20 protein-coding genes and 2 tRNA genes are annotated in these 24521 nt (G+C 38.0%); 2 read left to right on the forward strand and 20 right to left on the reverse strand.

The window, feature by feature from the left end; all coding sequences use genetic code 11:
• Positions 1-18 precede the first annotated feature (18 nt).
• From IGJ34_RS10175 to yidD, 17 genes are all read right to left on the reverse strand, one after another.
• Positions 19-204 carry a hypothetical protein gene (locus tag IGJ34_RS10175; protein ID WP_111247344.1) on the reverse strand — a complete coding sequence of 62 codons (186 nt, stop codon included), beginning with the start codon at positions 202-204 and terminating at the stop codon, positions 19-21.
• A 124-nt stretch (positions 205-328) separates the two neighbouring features.
• Positions 329-400: transfer RNA gene (locus tag IGJ34_RS10180), tRNA-Gln, on the reverse strand.
• Positions 401-410: 10 nt separating this feature from the next.
• Positions 411-491, reverse strand: a tRNA-Tyr gene (locus IGJ34_RS10185).
• 90 nt (positions 492-581) lie between these two features.
• Positions 582-815: a DUF2969 domain-containing protein gene (locus tag IGJ34_RS10190; protein ID WP_010760759.1), complete on the reverse strand. Its 234-nt coding sequence runs from the start codon at positions 813-815 to the stop codon at positions 582-584.
• Between the two features lie 144 nt (positions 816-959).
• A complete protein-coding gene (locus IGJ34_RS10195; RefSeq protein ID WP_430597391.1) occupies positions 960-1814 on the reverse strand; it encodes a hypothetical protein in 855 nt (284 codons plus the stop codon).
• Positions 1815-1832: 18 nt separating this feature from the next.
• Complete coding sequence (locus tag IGJ34_RS10200) at positions 1833-2558, reverse strand: class D sortase (RefSeq protein WP_111247343.1); 726 nt, start codon at positions 2556-2558, stop codon at positions 1833-1835.
• A gap of 1 nt (position 2559) precedes the next feature.
• Entirely contained in the window at positions 2560-3138 is a 579-nt protein-coding gene (locus IGJ34_RS10205; RefSeq protein ID WP_069655569.1) for a hypothetical protein, read from the reverse strand.
• A gap of 243 nt (positions 3139-3381) precedes the next feature.
• Positions 3382-4035, reverse strand: a complete 654-nt coding sequence (locus IGJ34_RS10210; RefSeq protein WP_111247342.1) for a CBS domain-containing protein — start codon at positions 4033-4035, stop codon at positions 3382-3384.
• Positions 4036-4039: 4 nt separating this feature from the next.
• Positions 4040-4741 (reverse strand): ABC transporter ATP-binding protein, encoded by a 702-nt coding sequence (locus IGJ34_RS10215; RefSeq protein ID WP_206834053.1) that lies wholly within the window; start codon positions 4739-4741, stop codon positions 4040-4042.
• On the reverse strand, positions 4741-5517 hold the full coding sequence (locus tag IGJ34_RS10220) for an ABC transporter ATP-binding protein (RefSeq protein WP_111247341.1): 777 nt from the start codon (positions 5515-5517) through the stop codon (positions 4741-4743). Before IGJ34_RS10220 ends, IGJ34_RS10215 begins: the two co-directional genes overlap by 1 nt.
• Positions 5498-6466: a branched-chain amino acid ABC transporter permease gene (locus IGJ34_RS10225; protein WP_069655565.1), complete on the reverse strand. Its 969-nt coding sequence runs from the start codon at positions 6464-6466 to the stop codon at positions 5498-5500. The genes IGJ34_RS10220 and IGJ34_RS10225 overlap by 20 nt, the downstream gene beginning before the upstream one ends.
• 9 nt (positions 6467-6475) lie before the next feature.
• Positions 6476-7354 (reverse strand): branched-chain amino acid ABC transporter permease, encoded by an 879-nt coding sequence (locus IGJ34_RS10230; RefSeq protein WP_069655564.1) that lies wholly within the window; start codon positions 7352-7354, stop codon positions 6476-6478.
• Between the two features lie 116 nt (positions 7355-7470).
• On the reverse strand, positions 7471-8637 hold the full coding sequence (locus IGJ34_RS10235) for an ABC transporter substrate-binding protein (protein ID WP_069655563.1): 1167 nt from the start codon (positions 8635-8637) through the stop codon (positions 7471-7473).
• Between the two features lie 548 nt (positions 8638-9185).
• A complete protein-coding gene (locus tag IGJ34_RS10240) occupies positions 9186-12023 on the reverse strand; it encodes a BspA family leucine-rich repeat surface protein (protein WP_430597392.1) in 2838 nt (945 codons plus the stop codon).
• 15 nt (positions 12024-12038) lie between these two features.
• Positions 12039-12488 (reverse strand): DUF1307 domain-containing protein, encoded by a 450-nt coding sequence (locus IGJ34_RS10245; RefSeq protein ID WP_069655561.1) that lies wholly within the window; start codon positions 12486-12488, stop codon positions 12039-12041.
• A 186-nt stretch (positions 12489-12674) separates the two neighbouring features.
• Positions 12675-13571, reverse strand: a complete 897-nt coding sequence (locus IGJ34_RS10250; protein ID WP_430597393.1) for an ROK family protein — start codon at positions 13569-13571, stop codon at positions 12675-12677.
• A 19-nt stretch (positions 13572-13590) separates the two neighbouring features.
• Positions 13591-13881 (reverse strand): membrane protein insertion efficiency factor YidD, encoded by a 291-nt coding sequence (gene yidD, locus IGJ34_RS10255; protein ID WP_069655559.1) that lies wholly within the window; start codon positions 13879-13881, stop codon positions 13591-13593.
• A gap of 270 nt (positions 13882-14151) precedes the next feature.
• Between yidD and IGJ34_RS10260 the strand changes: the two genes are divergently transcribed.
• Positions 14152-14301: an SPJ_0845 family protein gene (locus IGJ34_RS10260; RefSeq protein WP_430597394.1), complete on the forward strand. Its 150-nt coding sequence runs from the start codon at positions 14152-14154 to the stop codon at positions 14299-14301.
• A gap of 45 nt (positions 14302-14346) precedes the next feature.
• On the opposite strand, the gene yihA is transcribed toward IGJ34_RS10260, so the two are convergent.
• Together yihA and clpX are read right to left on the reverse strand one after the other, a co-directional pair.
• On the reverse strand, positions 14347-14928 hold the full coding sequence (gene yihA, locus IGJ34_RS10265; RefSeq protein WP_069655558.1) for a ribosome biogenesis GTP-binding protein YihA/YsxC: 582 nt from the start codon (positions 14926-14928) through the stop codon (positions 14347-14349).
• A gap of 153 nt (positions 14929-15081) precedes the next feature.
• A complete protein-coding gene (clpX, locus tag IGJ34_RS10270; RefSeq protein WP_069655557.1) occupies positions 15082-16335 on the reverse strand; it encodes an ATP-dependent Clp protease ATP-binding subunit ClpX in 1254 nt (417 codons plus the stop codon).
• Between the two features lie 191 nt (positions 16336-16526).
• Here clpX and IGJ34_RS10275 point away from each other — a divergent pair, with 191 nt between their 5' ends.
• Complete coding sequence (locus IGJ34_RS10275; protein ID WP_111247335.1) at positions 16527-17555, forward strand: lactonase family protein; 1029 nt, start codon at positions 16527-16529, stop codon at positions 17553-17555.
• Between the two features lie 412 nt (positions 17556-17967).
• Here IGJ34_RS10275 and IGJ34_RS10280 read toward each other — a convergent pair whose 3' ends face one another.
• Positions 17968-24264, reverse strand: coding sequence for an isopeptide-forming domain-containing fimbrial protein (locus IGJ34_RS10280; protein ID WP_430597395.1), 6297 nt, complete (start codon positions 24262-24264; stop codon positions 17968-17970).
• Positions 24265-24521 lie beyond the last annotated feature (257 nt).

Genomic DNA, 24521 nt, shown 5'->3' on the forward strand with positions numbered 1-24521 from the left:
TATTTATTCGCTACGCTATTAGCGGTTTTTCGCACGCCATTTTTTTGTATGAGCAGTGTCTCGGGCAGACACAACTTGGATACCTTTTGTTTGATCGTGCGTTTTCTTTTTAGAAAAAAGATTTATTTTGACATCATATTTGCCTTCACGTGCTAAGTCATAAACTTTTTCTGCTGTTTCAGTTATTTTCTCTTTGATATTCATTCCGTTCACTCCTCATGCTTTTTCATTCACTTTATCACATAATTCGAAAAAAGAGAACAAAAGTTACTATCTCTATTATTTAGTCAAAAAAAGAACAACTCAATATGAGTTGTTCTAACAAAAACTGGGGTAGCTGGATTCGAACCAACGCATGACAGGATCAAAACCTGTTGCCTTACCGCTTGGCTATACCCCAAAGGTTAAAATGGAGGAAAGTGGATTCGAACCACTGAACCCTAAGGAACGGATTTACAGTCCGTCGCGTTTAGCCACTTCGCTATTCCTCCAAAAGGTTTTAGTAAAAAACCTGACTTAGTTATAATACAAAACTTTTGAAGAAAAAGCAAGCCTTTTTCGAAAAAAAGTTGTTATTTATTTTAGTCGTTTAAATTCCACTGGCGAATGATGTATTCAATCGCTTCATCAAGCGTTTTCACGGTTGCTTCATTCCGTCCATCGATCACAACAGCGAATTTTTTTGTATCTTGTGCTAAGACTTGCCCAATTTCTTTTTTGCCGATTGTTAAGGTACTTACTGTGATGGTTTCACCATTTACTTTTTTTTCTGCTTCTTCTATTTTTACTTCTATATCTTTATTTTTCTTTGACATCTTCATCCCTCCAGCTATCTATGGTATCACGTTACGAGAAAAAAAGAAAGTGGGCAAAACCTGATTAGCTTTGCACCACTATTGCTTCATTTCAAAGAAACGCTATACACTTTTGTCTTGTGTTCATAAAAGTCTTTCTGCGCCTTAAGCACTAAATAATTCTTTTCTCTTGCTCTCGCTAAGTATGCCACAAACAACGCCTGCCACAATAGAAAGAATACCAATCATAATAAACAACCATAAAAAGCTCGATAAATAGGTTTGAATAAAGTCATACATCGCTTTCGATTGGATCCCTAGCTTCTTTAAAAAGCCTTGCATTAAAATAATTGCAGGAACAACCAGCATCATTAAGCCGCTGCCCGTCCAGATATAGGACCAATACCTTAATAAACGATGGAAATAGCCTCTTAATGAAGAATAGAGAGAGAAACTTAATAGGACCCATAAAACACCGCAAACACCCATAAAAACAACTAATGTCGATTTATAGTTCATCACTTTCCGTCCATAGGAAACTAAAAAAGGCAACTCGATGTAGCCTTTGTAAATTGTTACTGCATTGTCGGAAAGTTTCGTTACCGCTTGTTCTGATTCTGGTGTTATCTGGATATTTTTTTCTTTCATATATTCTATGATGGCTTTAGATACCGTATCGTGGATTTCTTTTTCATTAGAAATAGTATACTTTGTGCCTGTATTGTACATTGCTTTGAAATAGGCATTCACATCCGTCTTCACTAACTCTTGCTGGATCGACTGATTCAAAACCCCTTCTGGAATATTACTTCCTAAAGCGCTGTTTTCGATTTGGCGATTGATTTCTTCCGTTAGTTCTGAATAATAATCTGCTTTTGCTGCTTGTTTTGCAATATAGTTTTCGCTAAACAACGTGAGTCTCAATGTCAACAGAATCAAAAACGCGAATAAAAATACAGATGATAGGAAAGCAAGAAAAAAGCGAGAGATTACTTTCATTAAACGACCCCGATTTTTCATCTGACTGATTCTCCTCCTTTATGATTTTTCATCGATGATTGGTCCAGATACATAATCTGCTGAAACAAAAACACGTTCAGGTGTTAAACCAATCGCATCTAATGGATAACAAGTATAAAGGATCAGTGATCTTTTTGAGTGGTCGCCCAATTTCGTATAAACTGCTGGATCTTTATAATCAGCAACTTTTACTTCTGTTACTTGATACGTATAATCTCCATAGTGAGTATGAATGTTCACTTCATCCCCAGGTTCTAAGTAATAAATTTTCCCAAATGAGGGTAGATTATGCCCACCGATCAATGTTGTTCCAAGATCCCCTGGAATCATACTGCCGATGTATTGCCCTGCGCCTAAACGCAAAATATCTTCACTATCTCCGTAATACAATGGTTCATTAATTTCGACTTTATCGATCACTACCTCCCCAAATTGATCTCCCCCTACCGGATAGACCATATTTGAAGACGATAGCTCTTCTTTTTCAGATGCTTCCATCTTAGTTGTATCCGCTTCAGTCGATTTTTCGTCTGAAGATGCTGTTTTTGTTTTATCCTTTCTTTTTTCAAAAAGGTTCGTTCCTTGTTGATCAAAAGATGGAGCATCATTCAAAGAAATCAATTCGACTGCAGATGACGCGAAGTTAATGACAGGTGCACCAATTATGTAAATGATGAGATAGCCAAAAAACATAAAGAGAAGAGGCACGTAAATAAATGCCCCTACTCTTTTTAATTGTTTCATATTAGGCTAATTTGTTCTTTCTGCTCACAAATACTGCACCTGCTGCAGCTACGATCAATGAGCCAAAAGTAATCCCGCTTAATGCGTAGTTTGATCCAGTATTTTTGACTGGCGCGCCAGTTTTGTATACAGGAGCACCCTTCGTATCAGTGATAGTCACTGCAGAGTAAGTTCCGTTTGCTCCAAAAGTAATTTTCAAGCCTACAGCATTTCCAGCTGCAACAACATAACTTTGTAATTGAGAAATTACATTAGCTGGTAATAATCTAACCGCATCTCCAAGTGAATTAGCGCCTGATGTGTTGACAGATACTCCTTCAACTAAAGAGCGAGCTGCTTGAATGTTCTTAATTGCTTCATCGGCTTGAGCTTGTGCTAAATCAACACGTTTCAAGTGATTAGAAGCTGCATTCGTCTCTGCTGCACCAAAACTGAATTTTTTACCACCAATTGTTAAACCAGCGTTTAATTCATTAAGGATAGGCTGTTCAGTTGCTGAAATAGCACCGTCTGCTGAAGCGGTTGTTGCAAAACTAACCGTTGCTACAAAAGCAATAATAAATCCAATAACTTTTTTCATTTTTCATTCCTCCTATCTTAAATATTTATAATCAATTACAGAATGTCTGTAAAAATTATACTACCAACAACCTCTAACCGATTAGAGGACATAGCGAAAGAATATTAAAGGAGTAAATCACTTTAATATTCCGACTTCGTTTTGAAAACCAGTTCTTTACTATATAAAATTATCATATGCCCCTGTAATAGTCAAACTGTTTTGAGAAAAAAAACTCTTCCAATTCTTGCTATTCTTCACTTTTTATACTTTTTTTGAGATGAATGTTGCTTCAAAAACGTCGTAATTGGCTTCTTTCAAAATTCCCTCGATTTTTTGAGTCTCGCGGCTTTCTATTTGTAACTCAATAATTGTTTCTAACTCTTTCCGATTTACAACAACCGTTAAAATACTAAAATCATTATCCGCTAACAATTTGGTAATCTCTGCTAAAATTCCTTTGTGATCTTCTGGAATACGTAACTGAATTCTAGTACCGCCATCATTGTATCCAGTAATTTTTAAAAACGCATCAAAAATATCATTATTTGTTATAATACCAACGAGTGCCTCATTTCCGTCAACAACTGGCAATACTCCGATGTTATGTTGGCGCATTTGAAAAATCCCCTCTTCCAAAGAGGCTTCAGGATTGATTACACGAACATCTTTCACCATTATATCTGCAACTGTGGTCTTGTTTAAAAGATAATTTACTTCATAGACACTTAAACTTGTCGCTTTTGATGGCATCGCCGATTGAATTGTTCCTTCCGTGATCAACCCAATCACTTGCTCTCCTTTGATTACAGGCAAGCGATGGATATTATTTATTTTCATCAACTCAACCGCATCAAAAATTTTCATTTCTGGTTGAGCTACGACTAAATTTTTTGTCATAAAATCACTTACACTCATGCTATTAACCTCCTAGATATGCTTTTTTCACTTCATCACTTTCTAATAATTCTTTACCTGGTCCGCTTAAAACAACTTCACCCGTTTCCAAAACGTAGCCTCGATCGGCAATCGACAACGCCATTTTCGCATTTTGTTCAATCAATAAAACAGTCGTTCCTTGTTTGTTGATTTCTTGGATGATGTTAAAGATTTCTTGAATAAAGATTGGTGCTAATCCCATAGAAGGCTCATCTAATAATAGCAATTTTGGTTTAGACATCAGTGCTCTGCCCATTGCCAACATCTGTTGTTCTCCACCAGATAAGGTTGACGCATCTTGATTTTTACGTTCTTTTAAAATTGGAAAACGATCAAAAATCATATCGTACTCTTTTTTTAAATCACTATCTTTGCGTAAAAATGCCCCCATTTCAAGATTCTCTTGAACCGTTAAACCAGCAAAAACATGGCGGCCTTCTGGTACTTGACACAGTCCAGATGCAACAATCTTTTGTGGAACCATTTTATGGATTGGTTGACCTTCAAAGATAATACTCCCATTCGAAGGTCGATTCAACCCAGAAATCGTTCTTAAAATCGTCGTTTTACCCGCACCGTTTGCTCCGATTAAAGAGACGATTTCTCCTTGTTCTACGTTGAAACTTACATCACGTACTGCTTGAATCACACCATAATGAACAGATAAATTTTCAATGGTCAGCATTATAGTTCACCTCCAAGGTAAGCTTCGATCACACGAGGATCGTTTTTGATGGCTTCTGGTTTGCCTTCAGCAATAATCCTGCCATACTCTAACACATAAATTCGTTGACAAACCTCCATGACTAAACTCATATCATGTTCGATCAAAACAATTGTGATTTGAAATTCTTTTTGGATTTTTCTAATGAGTTCCGTTAATTCTGCCGTTTCTTGAGGATTCATCCCTGCAGCTGGTTCATCTAAAAACAATACTTTCGGTTGTGTCGCCAAAGCTCGTACAATCTCTAAACGTCTTTGTTCGCCATAAGGAAGGTTTTTAGCTAACGTCTGAACTTTTCCCTCTAAACCGAAAATCGCAAGTAATTCCAATACTTTCTTTTCCATTTCCTCTTCTTTTTTATAAAAAGTTGGTAAGCGTAAAATACTTGAAAGGATTCCTTCTTTGTTTTTACTATTCATCGCAATTAGAACGTTATCCATTACGGTCAACTCTTTAAATAAGCGGATATTTTGGAAAGTCCTGCTTAACCCCATGTCCGCAATTTTATACGGTTTCATGCCATTCAACACGTGTTCTTTCCCTAGAATATCGAGAGTTACTGTTCCTTCACTAGGTTCATAAACACCAGTTAAAAGATTAAATAATGTTGTCTTTCCAGCGCCATTAGGACCAATTAATCCAATTAATTCATTTGTTTCTAAAGAAAGATTGACATTGGAAACAGCAGCGAGTCCGCCGAAGTTTTTGGTTAAATTACTAACGTTCAATAGAGGCATTTGTTTTGTCCTCCTTTTTCTTAACTATTTTTTTGACTGAAAATTCCCAGGTTCCAAGTAAGCCACCTGGTTTAAAAATCATGATGATGATCAATGCTAATGCGTAAATGATCATTCTAAGAGCCCCTGCATCTTGCAAGAACATATTCAAAATGCCAAGTACAATCGCTGAAATAAAGGTTCCTGTGACACTACCGATACCACCAAATACTACGATGATCAAAATATCGATTGATTTCATGAAACCAAAATCTTTTGGCGCAATTGTTTGAACATAACTTGAATAAATCGCACCTGCCACACTTGCTGTAACAGCACCAATGATAAAGGCAACGACTTTATATTTCGTCGTATTCACCCCCATCGATTCTGCCGCAATTTCATCTTCTCTGATCGCCATTGTCGCGCGTCCCGGTCCACTATGAATAAAGTTAACAATGATCAACGTTACAATCACCACAAATCCGAATACCATTGACCAGTTAACCATTGGTGGAATACCAAAAATACCGGCTGGACCATTGGTTATGTCTTTCATATTGATAATAACAATACGAATAATCTCTGAAATCCCTAATGTCGCAATCGCTAAGTAATCCCCTTTTAATCTCAAGGTTGGAATCCCAACTAATAATGCCACGATCCCTGACAACACAATCCCTAACAAAATTCCGCTAAAAAAACCGCCCATCGTAGGATATTTAACAGACATAATCGCTGCACTGTATGCACCGATCGCCATAAAGCCAGCATGCCCCAATGAAAACTGACCTGAAAAACCAATAATCAAATTCAATCCTAACGCCAACATAATATTGATCCCGATAGTAATCAAGGTATATTCAGTAAAGGGTGTTATCACACCTGTTACATATAATGTGTAAATAAAAGCATAAGCGAGAGCTGCAATTAAAAGCCAAACAACATTATATTTTAAATTCTTTTTCATGCTTGCCACCTACACTTTCTCTTTGATATTCTTGCCAAGTATTCCAGCAGGACGAATCAATAAAATAATAATCAACAATGCATATACAACCGCATCTTTATAATCTGAAAAACCAAGCGCAATCGTGATTGTTTCTAGTAATCCGATCACAAAGCCACCAAGTGCCGCTCCTGGTATAATCCCAATTCCGCCTAAAACCGCCGCAACGAAAGATTTAAGCCCTGGGACAACGCCCATCATCGGATCAATCGAATTATAGTAAAGTCCAATCAGCATGCCCGCTGCCGCCGCTAAAGCAGAGCCTAAAGCAAAGGTAAATGAAATCGTACGATTCACATTGATCCCCATCAATTGGGCCGCATCTGCATCAACTGAAACTGCTCGCATTGCTTTACCCATTTTTGTCTTTTTAACAATCAATTGGAGCGCAATCATCAATACTAATGAAATAACTAAAATAAGAACTTGAATATTTGAGATTTGAATAAAACCTAATTGATAATTTTTAAATTCAATTGCTTGCGGAAATGATTTTTTTTCAGGACCTAGCCAATAAATCATCCCGTTTTGTAGTAAAAAGGAAACCCCAATCGCTGTGATCAAAGCCGCAATTCTTGTTGATTTTCTTAACGGTCTGTATGCTAAAAATTCAATGACCACACCGATTACAGCAGCACCTACCATAGATAGAATCAACGCTGGAAAAAAGCCCAAATTCAATTTGTTAATAAAGAAATACCCCATAAAACTGCCCAACATATAAATTTCACCATGCGCAAAGTTGATCAATTTAATGATCCCGTAAACCATTGTATAGCCCAATGCCAACAGAGCATAAATACTTCCTAGAAAAAGCCCATTTACTAGTTGTTGAATAACTACTTCCATGTTTATCACTTCCAATATTTTAGAATAATTACTGTTTGATTAAAGAAAAAAGAGGAGGGACAAAACGTGGAACCTTGTCTCACCCTCTTTAAGTTACATATAGATCGTTTTTCAACTTAAGGATTTACGGCATCCGCAGATGTTTCTTTTCCATCTGTTAAACCTAATACTACAGCTGATTTTTCAGGATTATGATCTTTGTCCATCGTCATTTTTCCTGTAACACCGACAAAATCTTTTAATGAGGCTAATCCTGCTGTGATGTCTTTTGAATCAGCTGAATCTTTGTCTTCCATCGCTTGTTTTAACATATAAACAGAATCATAACCTAACGCGTTAAAAGCAGATGGTTGTTTAGAGTATTTTTTCTTAAATGATTCTACAAATGGTTTTACTTTGTCTGTAGCTGGTGCTTTTTCTGAGAAGTGACCTGTGTAATACACATCAGAAACATTTTTTGCTCCAGCGATTTCAACTAATTTTTCATCGCCAAATCCGTCAGCACCTAAAATTGGTTTATCGATGCCCATTTCGCGTGCTTGCTTGATGATCAAGCCAGCTTCTGCATAATATCCTGGAATGTAGATCGCATCATAATCAAGGTCTTTGATTTTTGTTAAAATTGCTTGGAAATCTTTGTCACCAGCAGTAAATGTTTCTTCTTTGGCAATCTTGCCTTTAAACGTCTCTTTAAATGATTTCGTTAAACCAATCGCGTAATCACTTGAATTATCCCCAATGATCACTACATTTTTTGCTTTTAAATTATCTTGAGCGAAATTTGCTAAGATGACTCCTTGGAACGTATCTTGGAAACAAGCTCTGAAAATGTATTCTTGGACTTTATCGTTTACAACAGTGATGCTGTCATCTGTAGCTGAAGGTGTGATCACCGGAACTGCTGCTTTGGTCATATTTGGAATTGTCGCTTTTGTCGCACCAGATGTCGCTGGTCCAACGACTGCAACAACTTTATCTTTTGACGTTAAATTGGCTGCTACTGACGTTGCTTCGCCATTTTCAGATTTGTTGTCTTTTTCAATCAACTCTAATTTTTTACCTAACACGCCGCCTGCTTCGTTGATTTCTTCAACTGCCAATGCGATTCCTTCTTTTTCAGCATTCCCGTACGCTGAAACATCCCCAGAAAGTTCCATGTTCATCCCTATTTTGATTGTATCGCCTTCAACCTTATTTCCATCACTGCTTGCGCCCCCACCAGCTGCTGGTCCACATGCTGCTAGTAAAAATAGACTAGCAAATAAAAAACTAAATTTCTTCATTTTGTTTCCTCCTTTGATTTTAAAGCTTGTTGTGTTTGTCAGATCTAACTGGAAAATAGAATGTGATGCATGTCACCACAATCAGCTTTTTCTTTTTCCAGAAGAGCTACCACAAAAAGCTAGATGATTTTAAAGCTGAACGAATTCGTAGAGCCGGATAATTTTCTTTCTATAGATAATTATTAAAGAAGTATGTATACAAATATAATCAATAATAAAAGAAATGTCAATTAATTTTCAGAAAATTCCTATAATTCAAATTATTATGCGTTATTTCTTCTATTTTACAACTGAAGCTCTCGATATTTTTACGTTTATTTTTCTTTCATTTGAGAATCTATTTCAATTACTCATAAATTCTAGGAAAAGTAGCAATCGTTTATCACCATTCTGTATCTAAAGTAATGTATAGGAGAAAACTTAATAAGGGATCAAACTTATCGTTCATTTTCTGTCATAACAAAACTGACAAAAGGCACGACAAGATGATCCCTATTCTATACTAAAAATTATTTACTGCCATTTCATTGCATCGTAGTCATCCATTCCTATTGGGTAATACTGACAGGCGTCCGCAATACTTCAATTCCCTGTTCGTTTAGCACTGCTACTTCCACTTTATTTGTAGGAGAAAGAATCCCTACTCCTAATAATTTAAATGTGCCGTCCTCTGCAATTTTCACTGTTTCTTGACGTCTTCGATTGACATATAACCGAACACTACTTGCTGATTTACCAGTGACTTTCCCTGTTACGTAGGGCGTGTCCAGCTTGTAGGTATCCAGCACCATTTCCACCTTAGCGGGTTGAACTGTAACGTTTTGACGTGTGATTTCTGTACTATAACGATACCCTACAACTTCAACTTTATCACTCTCTTGTTCAATTAGCCCTTCTACATCGAATGAAAATTGACGGTTGGAGGTTAATAATTTTCGTTCAATTTCTTTTCCGTTGATGACCAATGCCACATGAGTATGGAAATAATCAGTCTTGCCTGAAACGACTGTGTCTTCTGATAAAACATAGTCATTTACTGTTAACTCATAGGCAATTTCTTCAACCTTGACCATGCCGCGATCGATTTCTTTATTTTTGCTATCCAAAATAACAATTTTTACTTTATCTGTTGTCTTTGTAATTGTTTCTTCTGTATCTAGTTCAAAAATTCCATCACTAAAGATTGTTGCCGTGGAAATCAACTTATTATTGACCCATAGTTGGGCATTTTTAGGGCTTAATGCTGGGTCAATTTCCCCGGTAATAAAGTCATCTAATCCAAGATAAAATGGATCTAAAATCAGTGAACTATCTGCAGAAACAATTACAGTAGTTGTTGCTTTGAAGCCACCTTCTTCTGTTCGTGCGGTAATTTCTGTTATACCTGATTTCAATCCTGTTACAACCCCTTCCTGTGAGACAGAAGCAATAGAAGCATCGGCAACAGAATACGTAACCTTTTTATTCGTTGCATTTTCTGGAAGGACTTTTGCTTGTAATTGACTTTCTTCAGAAATGGTTAGGTTTAAAACGGAAGGTGTTAACTCGATTCCAGTTACCTCAATACCTGCTTTCTTTTCACGGATGTATTTCCCCGGTTTCGTTCCATCATAGTTCGCCATTAACCTTGAACTGCTCTCATAGCTATTCTCAGCTTCTGAAGAATCTAAGAGCCATCTTCCAGTATATGGCTCTACTTTTTTCCTTGGTAAATTAGTTGAGGTTGTAGGCTTAAAATTTGAACCCAGAATCAATACATCTAACGAATCTGCTCTATAAAATATACTATCTATTGCTGTGTCATTACTCGTATCCCAATTACTTAGGTTCAACTCATAGAGATTAGGTGTGTATGCAAACATGTTCGTCATAGTTGTCGTTTTGATTGTATTCCAAGTACTCAAATCTAATTTAGCCAAATTCGCTGCTTGACTAAACATGGAATTCATATTTAGTACTTTACTCGTATCCCAATTGATCACATTTAAGTCTGCTACACCACTTGATTGAAACATACTATACATATACTGAACGTTATTTACATTCCAATCACTAATATCTAAGTCAGTTAACTTTGTAGTACCAGAAAACATTGAAGACATAGTCGTTACATTTTCTGTATTCCAACCAGATATGTCCAACGTTTTCAAGCTTGAAACATTATAAAACATTGAAGACATACTCGTCACTTTTCCTGTAACCCATTCTGACATATCTAATTCTGTTAAGCTTGACGCACCTGAAAACATTGAGGACATGTCCGTCACTTTCTCTGTGACCCATTCCGACATATCCAATCCAGTTAAGCTTGACGCACCTAAAAACATTGAATTCATGGTCTTCACATTTCTTGTATCCCAGCCGCTTACATCTATATCTATCAGTTTTGAACTATTATAAAACATTGACTCCATAGTCGTTACTTTACTTGTATTCCAATTAGTTGTATTTAAGCTCGTTAAGCTTTGTGCATTAGAAAACATTGAAGACATATTTGTCACATTAATCGTATCCCATTCAGTTACATCTATATCTGTCAGATTTAAAGTATAATAAAACATGCTACTCATATCCGTTACTTTACTTGTATTCCATTGGTCTAAATCTAATTTTGATAGATTAGCAGCATTATAAAACATGCCACTCATATTCCGCACATTAATCGTATCCCATTTACTCACATCTATATCTGTCAGATTTGAAGTAGAACGAAACAAGCTTCTCATATCCGTCACGTTTCTTGTGTCAATAAAAGTTGCTCCTTCTATTGCTTCTAAAAAAGATAACTCTGCAAACATATAATATATTGAAGAACTAGCTACAACTGGTTCAGTGAATTTTATACATTTGATTTTAGCCCCATTTAAAATACTAAGGGCTTCTATTTTATATTTAATATTATACCTGAAATCAGTATTTGGAAGTTTTCCACCTCCAAAGGTAAGTGTCTGGCTCTTTGCATCCCATTCCCAAGGCACTGTACCAAATGTCCCTTCCACTTTTGCTTTGATGGTTAGTGCCACTTCTCCACTTAATCCACTTTCTGTTTTGGCTGTGATCGTTACAGTCCCAGCTTTGAGAGCCGTAACCACTCCTGTTTCAGAAACAGTTGCTACTGCTTCATCACTGGATGTCCAAGTAAGGTTAGCTGTGCTATTTTCTGACGTAAATACAGTCGTTAATTGCTGCGTTTGTCCTTCTTTTAGCTCTTTTTTTTCTGCGTTCACAACAAGCGCTGTTGGCTCATTGTCTTCTGCAACTTTTACTGTTTGTTCTGGAATAGTTTCTATGCTGTTACTTTCTTCTGCGAAAGTAGCGGTTCCATATGCGCTAACTAATCCCAGAGCCCCTACGATCAACCCATTGATAACTACTGATTTTTTCATTCTTCTTCTCCTTTTCTACTTTTCTTTTTTAAACCCTAACTTTATAAGTTGCGCTTCATTTGCCTCTTCACTTGCACTAGCAAATGATTCATTTGGCAACGAAATAAGCGAGATTTCCTTGGCATCTTTGGTTGATACTTTTTTCAAGTCCACTTCAATGGTTTCTACGGCTGCTTTTTCAGTAAAATCAATCGTATAGTGAATTCCCTTTTTATTGGCGTACAATTTTTCACTAGGCTCTAATAGCTTCTTTGCTTTTGTTTTAGTTGATATGCCCATTGTTTTGTACTGAATCGTTGTTATAATTTTTTGCTTTAATAACGCATCTTTCTTGTGAATATTTTGAACTTTTACCTGTTCGTCTTCTTGTTTTAGAACAAAGGTTGCGGTCTGTTCTTGTACTGCGCAAGCAGAAAGGGTAAATAACGCAATTATCCCGACAATCCCCAAACTATTTCGTTTCATTCTATCTCCTTCTTTCTTATCATTATACTCATTGTAACAAATAATTAATAATAAGTCTTTTATTATTAACTAAGGAAGACAAAAAAGAGCAGTAAAACCAATTTAGTTTTACTGCCTCGTGCCTGATTCACCTTTTTTCACATTCTTTTTAGCCTGATAGTCGATTTTAAATTCTAGTAGAAAACATCAGTCTGTCCCCATCGTTTCTTTTCTATTTTTTTGAATTGCTATAAAATTAGCTGCAGCTCCAATCAGATTTGCATCATTTTTGTATTGACACGTTACGATTTGCGGTATAAAATCATTTAATTCAAAATGCGCTAGTTTTTCTTTCATTCGACGATTGATTTCCACTAGTAAGCCTTTTTTAGCTGAGACACCTCCGCCTAAAACGATCATCTCTGGATCAAGGGAAAATTGAATACTAAACAATCCTTGTGTCACATACTCATAAAAATTATTCACTTCTTCTATCGCCAATTCATCCCCAGACTCTGCCAAAGCAAACACATCTTCCCCAGTGTACGTCTCTTTCTCTACACCCTTGCGTTCGCAATAACGCCAAGCCATTTGAACGGCAGTCCCTAGTTTACTAAAGGTCTCACCACCACTTAGGTACATTAATCCAAATTCACCACCATAAAGATGAGCACCTTTCACAATTTCTCCTTTATGAAAAATCGCCCCACCAATACCCGTTCCAATCACAACAAACGCCACTTCTTGTTTCCCTTTCGCAGCACCTTCGTATATTTCTGCCATTCCTGCACAATTCGCATCGTTTTCGATTGAGACTGGCAACTTAAATAACGCTTCCAATTCTTTATAAATATTGAATCTATGAATATAAGGAATTGCCGAAATTCCGTTGATCATTTGTTTTTCAACATCTACTACACCAGGTGCACTAATAGCTACTCCTTCAATTGTCTGATTGATCTCGTTATAAACAGCGAATAATGACGCTCTCATTTCATCCCATGTTTTAGGTGTTGTAAAGTTTCCTTTATCCCTTATTTCTTGGCCGTTCCAAATCCCATATTTTACTGCTGAACCGCCAAAGTCAAATGCCAAAATTGCCATCCCGTAACCCCACCTTCATTTATTTATTCTTTTTGTCTCTTCTATAATTGTAGGGACCGTGATATTCCTGGTCCGGATTTCTTTTTAAACTAAACTTCAACGGTACATAGTCGATTCCACCTTTAGTCAGTGGATGACATCGTAAAAATCTCGCTGTCCCCATGGTAATTCCCTTAATACTGCCATGCGTCTGAATAGCATCGATCATGTATTGTGAACACGTCGGGTGATAGCGGCAACTAGCTGGAAGCCCTGGGGAAATAAAGCGCTGATAGCCACGAACCATTCCGATAAAAATATTCCCTGCCATTTCGTCCCTCTTTTCTCTATCCGAAAAAACTATACCTTGTTTTGTAATCGAATGCAAGTTTACAAATTGAAGGTAAAACTATTTTTATAAAAATTTGCAACGGTTGAAAAAGAAAACTATTCAAATTTCTAAAAGGATGCTAAACTAGAGAAAAGGCAGAGACAACAGTAACATCCAGTCTTGTTTCTTATACTCAATAAGTATACACTGCTGGTATATATTGTTTGACTCGGCTGCATTCAATCTAAAACGAAATGGAGCAACGAAACGATGGGCTTAAAATTTGAACGTACAAATGATTTAGATAAATTATTCGATTCTTTTGCAGTAGATCCAAAAAAAGTCGAATTGCCAAAAGAAGAATTAGAAAAACAAACAGCTAAAGCTGAACAAACAGAACAAAAGAAAAAAGAACAATAAAAAAAGCGTTGACGTCTCCCAAAATTTGGAGAGGTCACGCTTTTTTTATAAATACTTTTCAATGGCTTGCCATGCTTCTTCTTTTCCTTCTTTTGTTTGTGAAGAAAAAAGAATGAAATCATCAGATTTATCAAAGTTTAGGGCTTTTTTGATAACACTCTCATGCTTGTTCCATTTTCCGCGAGGGATTTTATCTTTTTTGGTTGCTACAACAATTACTGGAATCTCATAGTATTTTAAAAACTCATACATTTGAATATCTTCCTGTGTCGGCGCATGACGTAAATCAACTAAAGAAACAACGGCTTTCAATTGTTCTCTTGTCGTCATATACGTTTCGATCATCTCGCCCCATTTTGCTCGTTCCGTTTTCGACACTTTCGCATACCCATATCCTGGAACATCGACAAAATGCAACGCCTCTTCAATCAAATAAAAATTCAGCGTTTGAGTCTTCCCTGGTTTTCCAGAAGTTCTAGCTAGATTTTTTCGATTGATCAGTGTGTTGATGAAAGATGATTTACCAACATTGGAACGACCCGCTAAAGCAATTTCTGGAAGTTCTGTTTCTGGATATTGTTTTGGTGAGACGGCACTGATGATAATTTCTGCATTATGAACATTCATTTTACTAACCTCCTAAGTGTAAAAGCTGAACGAACTTTTTCCTAAGATCACTATCCAACTAGAAGCTAGTGACTAGCTCGTAAAACTAAATACCTTGTTTTATAAAATCAGTAAAAAAGTAGAGACGCATCTCTACTTTTTAGTCTTTTAAAATTAACCAGCTTTTTTGTCTTTTTTATTATAAACAATTGCTGGTTTACCAGTGCCATCAACAGCCATTTCTGTAATAATGACTTTTTCGATCGAATCATCTGATGGTACGTCAAACATGACATCCATCATGATTTCTTCGATGATCGAGCGTAAGCCACGAGCTCCTGTATTTCGTTCAATTGCTTTATTCGCGATCGCACGTAATGCTTCTGGCTCAAATTCTAATTCTGTATCATCTAACGATAATAGTTTTTGATATTGTTTGACTAATGCATTTTTTGGTTCTGTCAAAATACGAACCAAATCATCCGTTGTCAACTTCTCTAACGCAGCAGTCACTGGTAAGCGTCCAATAAACTCAGGAATCAATCCAAATTTCAAAAGATCTTCTGGAATGATTTGTTGCATAACGCTTTCGTCTTCGTTCAGTTTGCTGTTTTGAGTCCCAAAACCGATTGTTTTTTCGCCTAGGCGATTTTTGACCATATTCTCGATACCGTCAAAAGCTCCGCCGACAATAAACAGGACATTAGTGGTGTCGATTTGGATAAATTCTTGATGCGGGTGTTTGCGTCCGCCTTGTGGTGGTACGCTAGCAACTGTTCCTTCCAAGATTTTAAGCAATGCTTGTTGTACACCTTCGCCTGATACATCTCTTGTGATCGATACATTTTCGCTCTTACGGGCAATTTTGTCGATCTCATCAATGTAGATGATTCCTTTTTCAGCACGTTCTACGTTAAAATCAGCAGATTGTAATAGTTTTAAGAGAATATTCTCTACATCTTCTCCCACATATCCTGCTTCAGTTAAACTAGTCGCGTCTGCAATTGCAAATGGTACATTCAATGTTCTAGCCAATGTTTGGGCTAAAAATGTTTTCCCAGAACCCGTTGGGCCAATTAAACAAATATTGCTCTTTTGTAGTTCCACTTCTTCAGAGCTTGAATTTTCTGATTGATTTACACGTTTATAGTGATTATAGACAGCCACTGCTAGTGAGCGTTTTGCCTGATCTTGTCCAATTACATATTCGTTTAAGACTTCCAAAATTTCTTGGGGTTTTGGGACATCCGTTAGTTCACGTACGGCTTCGTCGTAAAATTCTTCATCAATAATCTCTTTACATAAGTCGATACATTCATTACAAATATAGACACCTGGTCCTGCAACGATTTTTTTCACTTCTTCTTGTGTTTTACCACAAAATGAACAGCGAACTGCACCATTGTTGCTATTTGTGTTATCGTACATGCGTGTCACCCCTCTAAAATTAAAAATGACTGTCGTTACAGTCTTAAAATATAATAGCATAAATCAAGTGAAAATGCGAACATTGGATTTATAAAGATTTGATAAATAAATGAATTCTTATGGTATACTAAAAGAAGAAAAATCAATTGCTGTTACGTTTCAATTAACAGTAAAAAACTGGAGGGAATTTCATGCTTGAACAAATTTTATTAGGGACTTATACACGTAGAGATAGTAAAGGAATTTACCAAATCACATTAGATACTGAGAAAGAAACTCTTTCAAATGCAACTTTATTAGTAGAAGAAACGAGCCCGACATACTTGGCTACAGATCAAAAAGGGGACCTATTCAATGTTACTTCTGTTGATGGTGAAGGGGGCATGGCAGCGTACAAAAACAACGACGGACACTTTGAGTTGCTCAATAAAGTAACCGAAGCTGGCGCTCCTCCATGTTATGTAGCGATTGATGAAGAAAAACAACTTGTTTTTGGTGCAAATTATCATCAAGGTATTGTTCATGTTTATCGCATTTTAGCAGATGGACAATTAGAGGATACAGATAAAATCGTACATGATGAAGCGACTGGTCCCCATGAAAACCAAGACAATGCTCATGTTCATTATACGGATTTAACTCCTGATCGCCGTTTGGCTGTTTGTGATCTTGGTACGGATCGTGTGTATACGTATGATGTTAGTGAGGAAGGTACATTATCTGAGGTAGCTCAATATGTTGCAGAACCTGGAACAGGCCCCCGTCATTTGGTTTTCCATCCGAATAATCAAGTCGCTTATTTGTTTGGTGAATTAGATAGTACGGTGACTGTTTTGGCTTATAATGCTGCAGACGGTTCCTTTGAACAAATTCAAAAAGTGTCGACTTTACCTGATGGTTTTAATGAATTTAACGGCGGTGCTGCGATTCGTATTTCAGAAGATGGTCGTTTTGTCTATGCCTCAAATCGTGGACACGATTCAATTGCCGTTTTTGCTACTTCTGAAGAGGGACGCAAGGTAGAGCGTGTGCAATTGATTTCCACCGAAGGCGAAATTCCAAGGGACTTTGATTTAGATCCTACAGAAAAATTTGTGGTTGCAGCGAATCAAAATACAGATAACGTAACGCTTTATCGCCGTGATGAAGAAACTGGTCTTTTAGAAATGATCCAAAAAGATGTTTATGCACCTGAGTGTGTGTGTGTTTATTTTAAATAGAAATATAAAAAAGTAGCGTAAAACTTCATCGTTTTGTGCTACTTTTTTTATGCTCGTATTTTCTACCTTCTACTTTTGACTCCTGAATAGTTTCGCTGCTCATTTTACTCACTATATAGTGTCAGTAGTTGAGACACAGATAATAGGCTCTCAACCACTGGTTTAATAAATTGAACATAAAACGATTAAAGTCTTTTTTGTTCAGACAAATAAGAAAAATAAAATTATAAATAAAGAATTAGGATTGAAATTTAGTTTCTATAAATTGTACTAAAAAGAGTTTCATTCCGCAGATTCATCCTCATCTAGAATAGTTGATTACGATCTAAAACTACTACTCTTTCAAAGAAAAAAGCAGGAAAAACTTAATTATACGTTTTTCCTGCTTTCTATTCTTATTTTATTTGTACTGTCATTTTCTATCCTTTTTCTTCTGCTCCACATTTACCAAGATTACCGTTGCTAACATTGCCAACCCAATAAATACCGCGGCATTCGATAATGCTTCTCCTGCCTTTGGAAGATCTGGTTTTTTCGGAACTTCTTTTTCTGGCACGACTGGTACTTCGGGTTTATCTGGTGGATTGATGTGGTCGTCAACGATCGCTATGTTTTTGATTTGTTTTCCTATAGCGGCTTCTTTATTGATTTTGACTCTAAACACTATAGAACGGGGTTTCGTGTCGCTGATTGTTGGGTATTCAGCGATTACTTTTCCATCTTTTACCGTTAAGCTTGTTGGTTTTGGTTCGTCCCCTTCACTTTTCACGCTGTTTTCTACATAGGTCAACCCTTTTGGTAGGTCGTCTGTGACTGTGACTTGATTCAATAGGCTATTTTCTACCGTATTGCGGAAACTGATACGGTACTCTACTTCTTCACCAATTGCCACTTTTTGTTTAGTAACTGTTTTGCTACTTTCTAGTTTTCCTACAGGTTGTTCTGGTGTTACTGGTACTTCTGGCTCATCTGGCGGGTTCGTGTGATCATCGATTTTCGCTTTATTGATGATTGGTTGCCCAGAGATGGCTTCTTTGTTGACTTTCACTTTGAAGACAATCGAACGTGTTTTGTTGTCGCTGATTGTTGGATATTCAGCGGTTACTTTTCCGTCTTTTACCGTTAAACGTGTTGGTTTTGGCTCATCGCCTTCACTTTTCACACTATTTTCTACATAGGTCAACCCTTTTGGTAGATTATCGGTGACTGTGACTTGGTTTAAGACACCATTTTTTATTGTATTGCGGAAACTGATACGATATTCAATCTCTTCACCGATTTTAACGGTCTTTTTATTGACTGTTTTCTCGCTTTCTAGTTTCCCTAGCGGTTGTTCTGGTGTCACGGGTACTTCTGGTTCATCTGGCGGATTCGTGTGATCATCGATTTTCGCTTTATTGATGATTGGTTGACCAACTACTGCTTCTTCGTTGACCGTCACTTTGAACACGATTGAACGAATGTTAGTGTCGGTGATTTTCGGGTATTCTGCGACCAACTGACCGTTTTTCATGGTTAAGCTTATTGGTTTGGGATCAGCGCCTTCACTGGTCAAGCTGCCTTCTACGTACGTTACTCCTTTTGGTAGAGTATCTGTGACCGTAACTTGGTTTAAAACACCATTAGGGATTTTATTGTTGAAATGAATTCGATATTCGATTTCATCCCCGATTTTCGGTGATTGATTGTTCACCGTTTTCGTACTTTCTAGTTCGCCCGGTGTTTCTACTGGTGTGACTGGTACTTCTGGTTCATTCGGTGGATTGGTGTGATCGTCGATTTTAGCTTTGTTTACGATTGATTCGCCGACTTCTGCCTCTTCGTTTACTTTAACTTTAAAGACAATCGAACGGATTTTGTTATCACTGATTTTTGGGTATTCAGCGACTAGTTTGCCATTTTCCACCGTTAAACTTGTCGGTTTGGGATCATCGCCTTCGCTTGTTACACTGCCTTCTACGTACGTTACGCCTTTTGGTAGCGTGTCGGTCACGGTGACTTGGTTTATGACACCATTTGTAACGTTGTTGCGGAAGGTAATACGGTATTCGATCTCATCACCGATTTTTGGTGCTTGATCGTTTACTGATTTTGTCACGTCCAATTGTCCAGGCATTTCAACTGGGACGACTGGGATTTCAGGCTCATCGGGCGGATTGACATGATCATCTACGGTGATTTTATTCACGATTTTTTGCCCGACGATGGCATCTTCGTTGACTTTGACTTTAAAGACAATCGTTCGTACTGTTGTGTCTTGGATTTTCGGGTATTCCGCAATGACTTTACCATTCGCCATCGTTAAACTTGTGGGCTGTGGGTCGGCACCTTCGCTAGTTAAGCTGCCTTCTACATAGGTCATGCCTTTTGGTAAATTGTCGGTCACGGTCACTTGGTTTAAGACGCCATTGGTCATTTTATTACGGAAAGACAAGCGATATTCCACTTCGTCACCGATTTTTGGTGATTGGTTATTTACCGATTTAGTACTTTCTAATTCACCGGGCGTTTCGACTGGTGTGACGGGCACTTCTGGTTCATCTGGTGGATTGGTGTGATCATCGATGATCGCTTGATTGACGATTGGTTGTCCGACTACCGCTTCTTCGTTCACACGGACTTTGAACACAACAGAGCGGACGGTATTGTCGTCGATTTTTGGGTATTCAGCGGTCATTTTGCCATTTTCCATGATCAAGCTCGTTGGCTTCGGATCAGCGCCTTCACTGGTTAGGCTACCTTCTACATAGGTCAACCCTTTTGGTAAGGTGTCGGTCACAGTGACTTGATCAATTACACCATTTGTGACTTTGTTACGGAAACTAATACGGTATTCGATTTCATCTCCGATTTTTGGTGCTTGATGATTGACCGATTTCGTTACGTCTAATTGTCCCGGTGTGACAACGGGTGTGACGGGCACTTCTGGTTCGTCAGGCGGATTGGTATGATCATCAATTTTCGCTTTATTGACGATCGGTTGTCCGACTACCGCTTCCGCATTTACGGTGACTTTGAAACTAATCGTTCGAATGGTTGTATCCTTGATTTCAGGATATTCAGCGACAAGTTTGCCATTTTCCATGGTTAAGCTTGTGGGCTGTGGATCAGCGCCTTCACTGGTCAAACTTCCGTCTACATAGGTCAAGCCTTTTGGTAAGGTATCAGTCACGGTGACTTGGTTTAGGACACCGTTTGTGATTTTATTACGGAAGGTAATGCGATACTCAATTTCGTCACCGATTTTCGGTGCTTGATTATTCACTGATTTGCTACTTTCCAATTCGCCTGGTGTGATGACTGGCACGATCGGCACTTCGGGTTTATCGGGCGGATTGGTGTGATCATCAATTTTGGCTTTATTGACGATTGCTTCGCCAATTTTTGCTTCATCGTTGACCTTGACTTTGAAAACGATCGAACGGACTTTAGTGTCATTGATCATACCGTATTCAGCAGTCAATTGACCATTTTCCATGGTTAAGCTTGTTGGCTTTGGATCGTCTCCTTCACTGGTCAAACTACCTTCTACGTAGGTTACGCCTTTTGGTAAAGTATCCGTTACAGTAACTTGGTTTAAAACACCGTTCGTGATTTTATTTCTGAAGGTAATGCGGTATTCAACCTCATCGCCAATTTTTGGTGATTGATCATTGACTGATTTTGTGACGTCTAAGCGACCAGGTGTTTCAACAGGTGTGACTGGAATTTCTGGTTCATCGGGCGGATTGACATGATCATCTACAGTTATCTTGTTTACGATTTTTTGCCCAACAATAGCTTCTTCATTGACTTTGACTTTAAAGACAATGGTTCGTACTGTTGTATCTTGAATTTTTGGGTACTCTGCAACGACTTTTCCGTCAGTCATGGTTAGACTTGTCGGTTGCGGGTCAGCGCCTTCGCTGGTTAAACTGCCGTCTACATAGCTCATGCCTTTTGGTAAAGTATCCGTCACTGTGACTTGGTTTAAAACACCATTTGTGATTTTGTTACGGAAAGATAAACGATATTCGACTTCATCCCCAATTTTCGGCGATTGATTGTTGACGGATTTGGTACTTTCTAATTCTCCCGGTGTTTCTATTGGTGTCACTGGGACTTCTGGTTCATCTGGCGGATTCGTGTGATCATCGATCGTTGCTTTATTGATGATCCGTTGTCCGACTACTGCTTCTTCATTGACACGAACTTTAAAGGAAATGGTACGGGTTTCGGTATCGGCGATTTTTGGGTATTCAGCGGTTACTTGGTCCTTTACAACGGTTAATGTGGTTGGTTTAGGATCAGGTCCTGTGCTTGTGATACTGTTTTCGATATAGGTTAGCCCTTTTGGTAAGGTATCGGTCACGGTGACTTGGTTTAAAATACCCTTTGGTACGGTATTTTTAAATTGAATCGTGTATTCTATTTCGTCGCCGATTTTTGGCGATTGATTGTTGACTGTTTTTGAGCTTTCTAGTTTGCCGACAAGTTCTTCTGGGGCGATTTTTACCTCTACGATATTGGATGTGTTCTCGATCATCGTATTTGTGGCAGAATCTACGCCTTGGAATGTGGCACTATTTGGAATCAGTTCTTCTCCTTTGGCTGTATCATTGATTTTTGCTTGAAATTCGTAGACTGTTTCCGCGGTCGTTCCTTTGTAGCTACCGCCTTGTGTGCCGTTGGCGCCCTCTCCTACACGAAACGTGATTGCACGATCGGCTGCTGTGTATTCCCCTTGGTCATCGCCTGTGGCATCTGTTTTATTGCCAGCATTTGGACCACTTACGATGGATAAGCTGTCGGGTACATAATCTAAACGGCTATCTAATTGGTCTTTAGAAAGACTGTTGACCGCTTCTGTGTTTTCTTTGGTATTTTTGAGATGGACACGATAGGTTACGGTATCCCCGATTTTATACGTTTCTTTTGGATTTATAATTTCTTTGGTGACTTCAAGTTCGGGTGTTTCCGCATTGATTGAAAATCCAATCGCATTGGTTGAGTAATCATCTCCGCTACTGGTTGTTTTAAAGTTAATTTGTTTCTGACTGTTAGTGATGATCCCTTCTGGTAAGGTCAAACGATCGACATCGATATCTAAAAAGTTGGGAAAGCCAGGATTAAATTTGCCCGGATATTTATCCACCATGTGTTGATCGTTATCTGAAACGGTTCCGTTCATAACATTACCGACTGGGTTGATTGTATTGCTGATATTGACCCAAGTTCCTGCACTATTTTGGATTTGAGCATTGTCACCTGTGAAAAATTTATCGCCTTGAACGGTAAACCACGTCACGATTGGGTTTAATTTTCCTTGTTTAGAGGTTAAAAAGTCTTTCATGACAAATTCATTGTTGGTTCCAGCTTTGTTCCCTCTAGCGCCATAATAGACATTGAAGGCACGGGATTGTTTGGCTTGGTCTTTTGTCACGATAAATAAACTCCAACCACTGAAGTTGAAACTTTGAAATTTGCCTTGTAGGAAATCGGTCATCGGAATATCTGCTAATGTGTATGCACCAGTCGCACTTTTATCCCCTTGAAGGATCGAGGTCACATCGGCAAAGTTAGAAAAGCCCGTATTATTAAACCCAAAACCTTGCCCAGGATTGGTAGCATCTTGGTCAATTCGATGATATTTTTGTGGGGCAACACGGGTTACTGTTCCATTTGGCGTGGTTAATTGAACAGGGGCGCTGATTTCATCATCGGTCATATTCGTCGCTGTAGCTGGGCCTTTAAAACGGGATGCACTCCAAAATAAGCCTGCCCATGCGACTTCTTTGGCACCATCTAAATCGATGTAGGCTTTACTTGAGTTATAGGTCGTTGGATCGCCATCGACATCCGCAAATTTCAACTGAAAATTATTAATTGCTTGACCACTAAGTGGCGCTCTAGTATTCAAAAAAGCGCTCGCTGTCGCTTCGTTTACAGGGGTTAAGTTGGTATTTCCTGTAGAAAATAATTCTCCTTTGTGGATGCTTTTATAAATTGGTTTATCAAAGCCACGGCCTGGCGTTGGCGCAATTCTTGGTCCGATTGCTTGGGCTCTCGGTGCGGCTTGATTGTTTTCTTTTGAGGTCGTTGCTGCTGAGTCTTCGGGTGCAGCAGTTGTTGGCTCTTCTGATTGAGATTCTGCTACTTCTGTGTCAGCTTCTTTTTCTTGTATTGATGTACTGCTCGTTTCTTGTTCGTTCTTTGGCAGTGTTAGGGTGATTTCCCCTACTTTTTCGTCTGCCTGATTTATTTCAACAGCAAGCTGATGGATTGATTCATCTGTTTGCTCGGCACTTATTGTCAGATGTTTTGTGGTATGAGGTTGGATCGTGGTGATGGTTAGTTCTGTCCCCTCATCTTGGTTTTCTTTTTGATCAAACTGGATCGTTTGATCGTCAGACGCCACCAATTGGTCGTCGCTTTTTAGGGTTGCTGCGTCGAATTTTACTGGTGAGTCATTTTGGTTCTTTTGTTCTAGAACTACGTGATCGATTGGTTGATCGCTTTTGTTGGTTACTTCGTAGTTTACGTCGACTAATTTGTTGTTCGTTTCATTTTTCTTGGTGTCTGCTTTGATGTATAAGGATTCTGAGTCGAATGTATTTTCATCTGGTTTGGTCAATCCTTCGGCAAACACACTGGCGGCGGGTAAAAAGTTGGCAATCACCAACATCAAAACGGCTAAATAATTCAGGGAAATTCTGTGCACTTTATTCATTTATATCTTACCTCCTATACTTTTACTATAGTATGGCTAAATAAATAATTCAAAAATATCGGGCTGAACTATTAGTTTTTTCTCATAGCTGGAGTTCGGTTTTTTTTGGGTGAATATTGGTTGAAGAGGAAAAAGTTTTTTTGTTATTTTATCTTATATATAAGGGAGCTGTTTTTGGTGTTATTTAATGGGTGGAAATGCCGAATTTCGTTGCGGTGGGTGGTGTCTTTCGGTATAATAAAATGTGTAGGATAGAA

Origin of the sequence: Enterococcus sp. AZ177, assembly GCF_050544585.1 — a bacterium.
Taxonomy (GTDB): domain Bacteria; phylum Bacillota; class Bacilli; order Lactobacillales; family Enterococcaceae; genus Enterococcus_L; species Enterococcus_L plantarum.

What these genes read in the sequence shown, in the direction of transcription:
- IGJ34_RS10175 (WP_111247344.1), bottom strand. Translation starts at nt 204, where the DNA reads ATGAATATCAAAGAGAAAATAACTGAAACAGCAGAAAAAGTTTATGAC.
- IGJ34_RS10190 (WP_010760759.1), bottom strand. Translation starts at nt 815, where the DNA reads ATGTCAAAGAAAAATAAAGATATAGAAGTAAAAATAGAAGAAGCAGAA.
- IGJ34_RS10195 (WP_430597391.1), bottom strand. Translation starts at nt 1,814, where the DNA reads ATGAAAAATCGGGGTCGTTTAATGAAAGTAATCTCTCGCTTTTTTCTT.
- IGJ34_RS10200 (WP_111247343.1), bottom strand. Translation starts at nt 2,558, where the DNA reads ATGAAACAATTAAAAAGAGTAGGGGCATTTATTTACGTGCCTCTTCTC.
- IGJ34_RS10205 (WP_069655569.1), bottom strand. Translation starts at nt 3,138, where the DNA reads ATGAAAAAAGTTATTGGATTTATTATTGCTTTTGTAGCAACGGTTAGT.
- IGJ34_RS10210 (WP_111247342.1), bottom strand. Translation starts at nt 4,035, where the DNA reads ATGAGTGTAAGTGATTTTATGACAAAAAATTTAGTCGTAGCTCAACCA.
- IGJ34_RS10215 (WP_206834053.1), bottom strand. Translation starts at nt 4,741, where the DNA reads ATGCTGACCATTGAAAATTTATCTGTTCATTATGGTGTGATTCAAGCA.
- IGJ34_RS10220 (WP_111247341.1), bottom strand. Translation starts at nt 5,517, where the DNA reads ATGCCTCTATTGAACGTTAGTAATTTAACCAAAAACTTCGGCGGACTC.
- IGJ34_RS10225 (WP_069655565.1), bottom strand. Translation starts at nt 6,466, where the DNA reads ATGAAAAAGAATTTAAAATATAATGTTGTTTGGCTTTTAATTGCAGCT.
- IGJ34_RS10230 (WP_069655564.1), bottom strand. Translation starts at nt 7,354, where the DNA reads ATGGAAGTAGTTATTCAACAACTAGTAAATGGGCTTTTTCTAGGAAGT.
- IGJ34_RS10235 (WP_069655563.1), bottom strand. Translation starts at nt 8,637, where the DNA reads ATGAAGAAATTTAGTTTTTTATTTGCTAGTCTATTTTTACTAGCAGCA.
- IGJ34_RS10240 (WP_430597392.1), bottom strand. Translation starts at nt 12,023, where the DNA reads ATGAAAAAATCAGTAGTTATCAATGGGTTGATCGTAGGGGCTCTGGGA.
- IGJ34_RS10245 (WP_069655561.1), bottom strand. Translation starts at nt 12,488, where the DNA reads ATGAAACGAAATAGTTTGGGGATTGTCGGGATAATTGCGTTATTTACC.
- IGJ34_RS10250 (WP_430597393.1), bottom strand. Translation starts at nt 13,571, where the DNA reads ATGGCAATTTTGGCATTTGACTTTGGCGGTTCAGCAGTAAAATATGGG.
- yidD (WP_069655559.1), bottom strand. Translation starts at nt 13,881, where the DNA reads ATGGCAGGGAATATTTTTATCGGAATGGTTCGTGGCTATCAGCGCTTT.
- IGJ34_RS10260 (WP_430597394.1), top strand. Translation starts at nt 14,152, where the DNA reads ATGGGCTTAAAATTTGAACGTACAAATGATTTAGATAAATTATTCGAT.
- yihA (WP_069655558.1), bottom strand. Translation starts at nt 14,928, where the DNA reads ATGAATGTTCATAATGCAGAAATTATCATCAGTGCCGTCTCACCAAAA.
- clpX (WP_069655557.1), bottom strand. Translation starts at nt 16,335, where the DNA reads ATGTACGATAACACAAATAGCAACAATGGTGCAGTTCGCTGTTCATTT.
- IGJ34_RS10275 (WP_111247335.1), top strand. Translation starts at nt 16,527, where the DNA reads ATGCTTGAACAAATTTTATTAGGGACTTATACACGTAGAGATAGTAAA.
- IGJ34_RS10280 (WP_430597395.1), bottom strand. Translation starts at nt 24,264, where the DNA reads ATGAATAAAGTGCACAGAATTTCCCTGAATTATTTAGCCGTTTTGATG.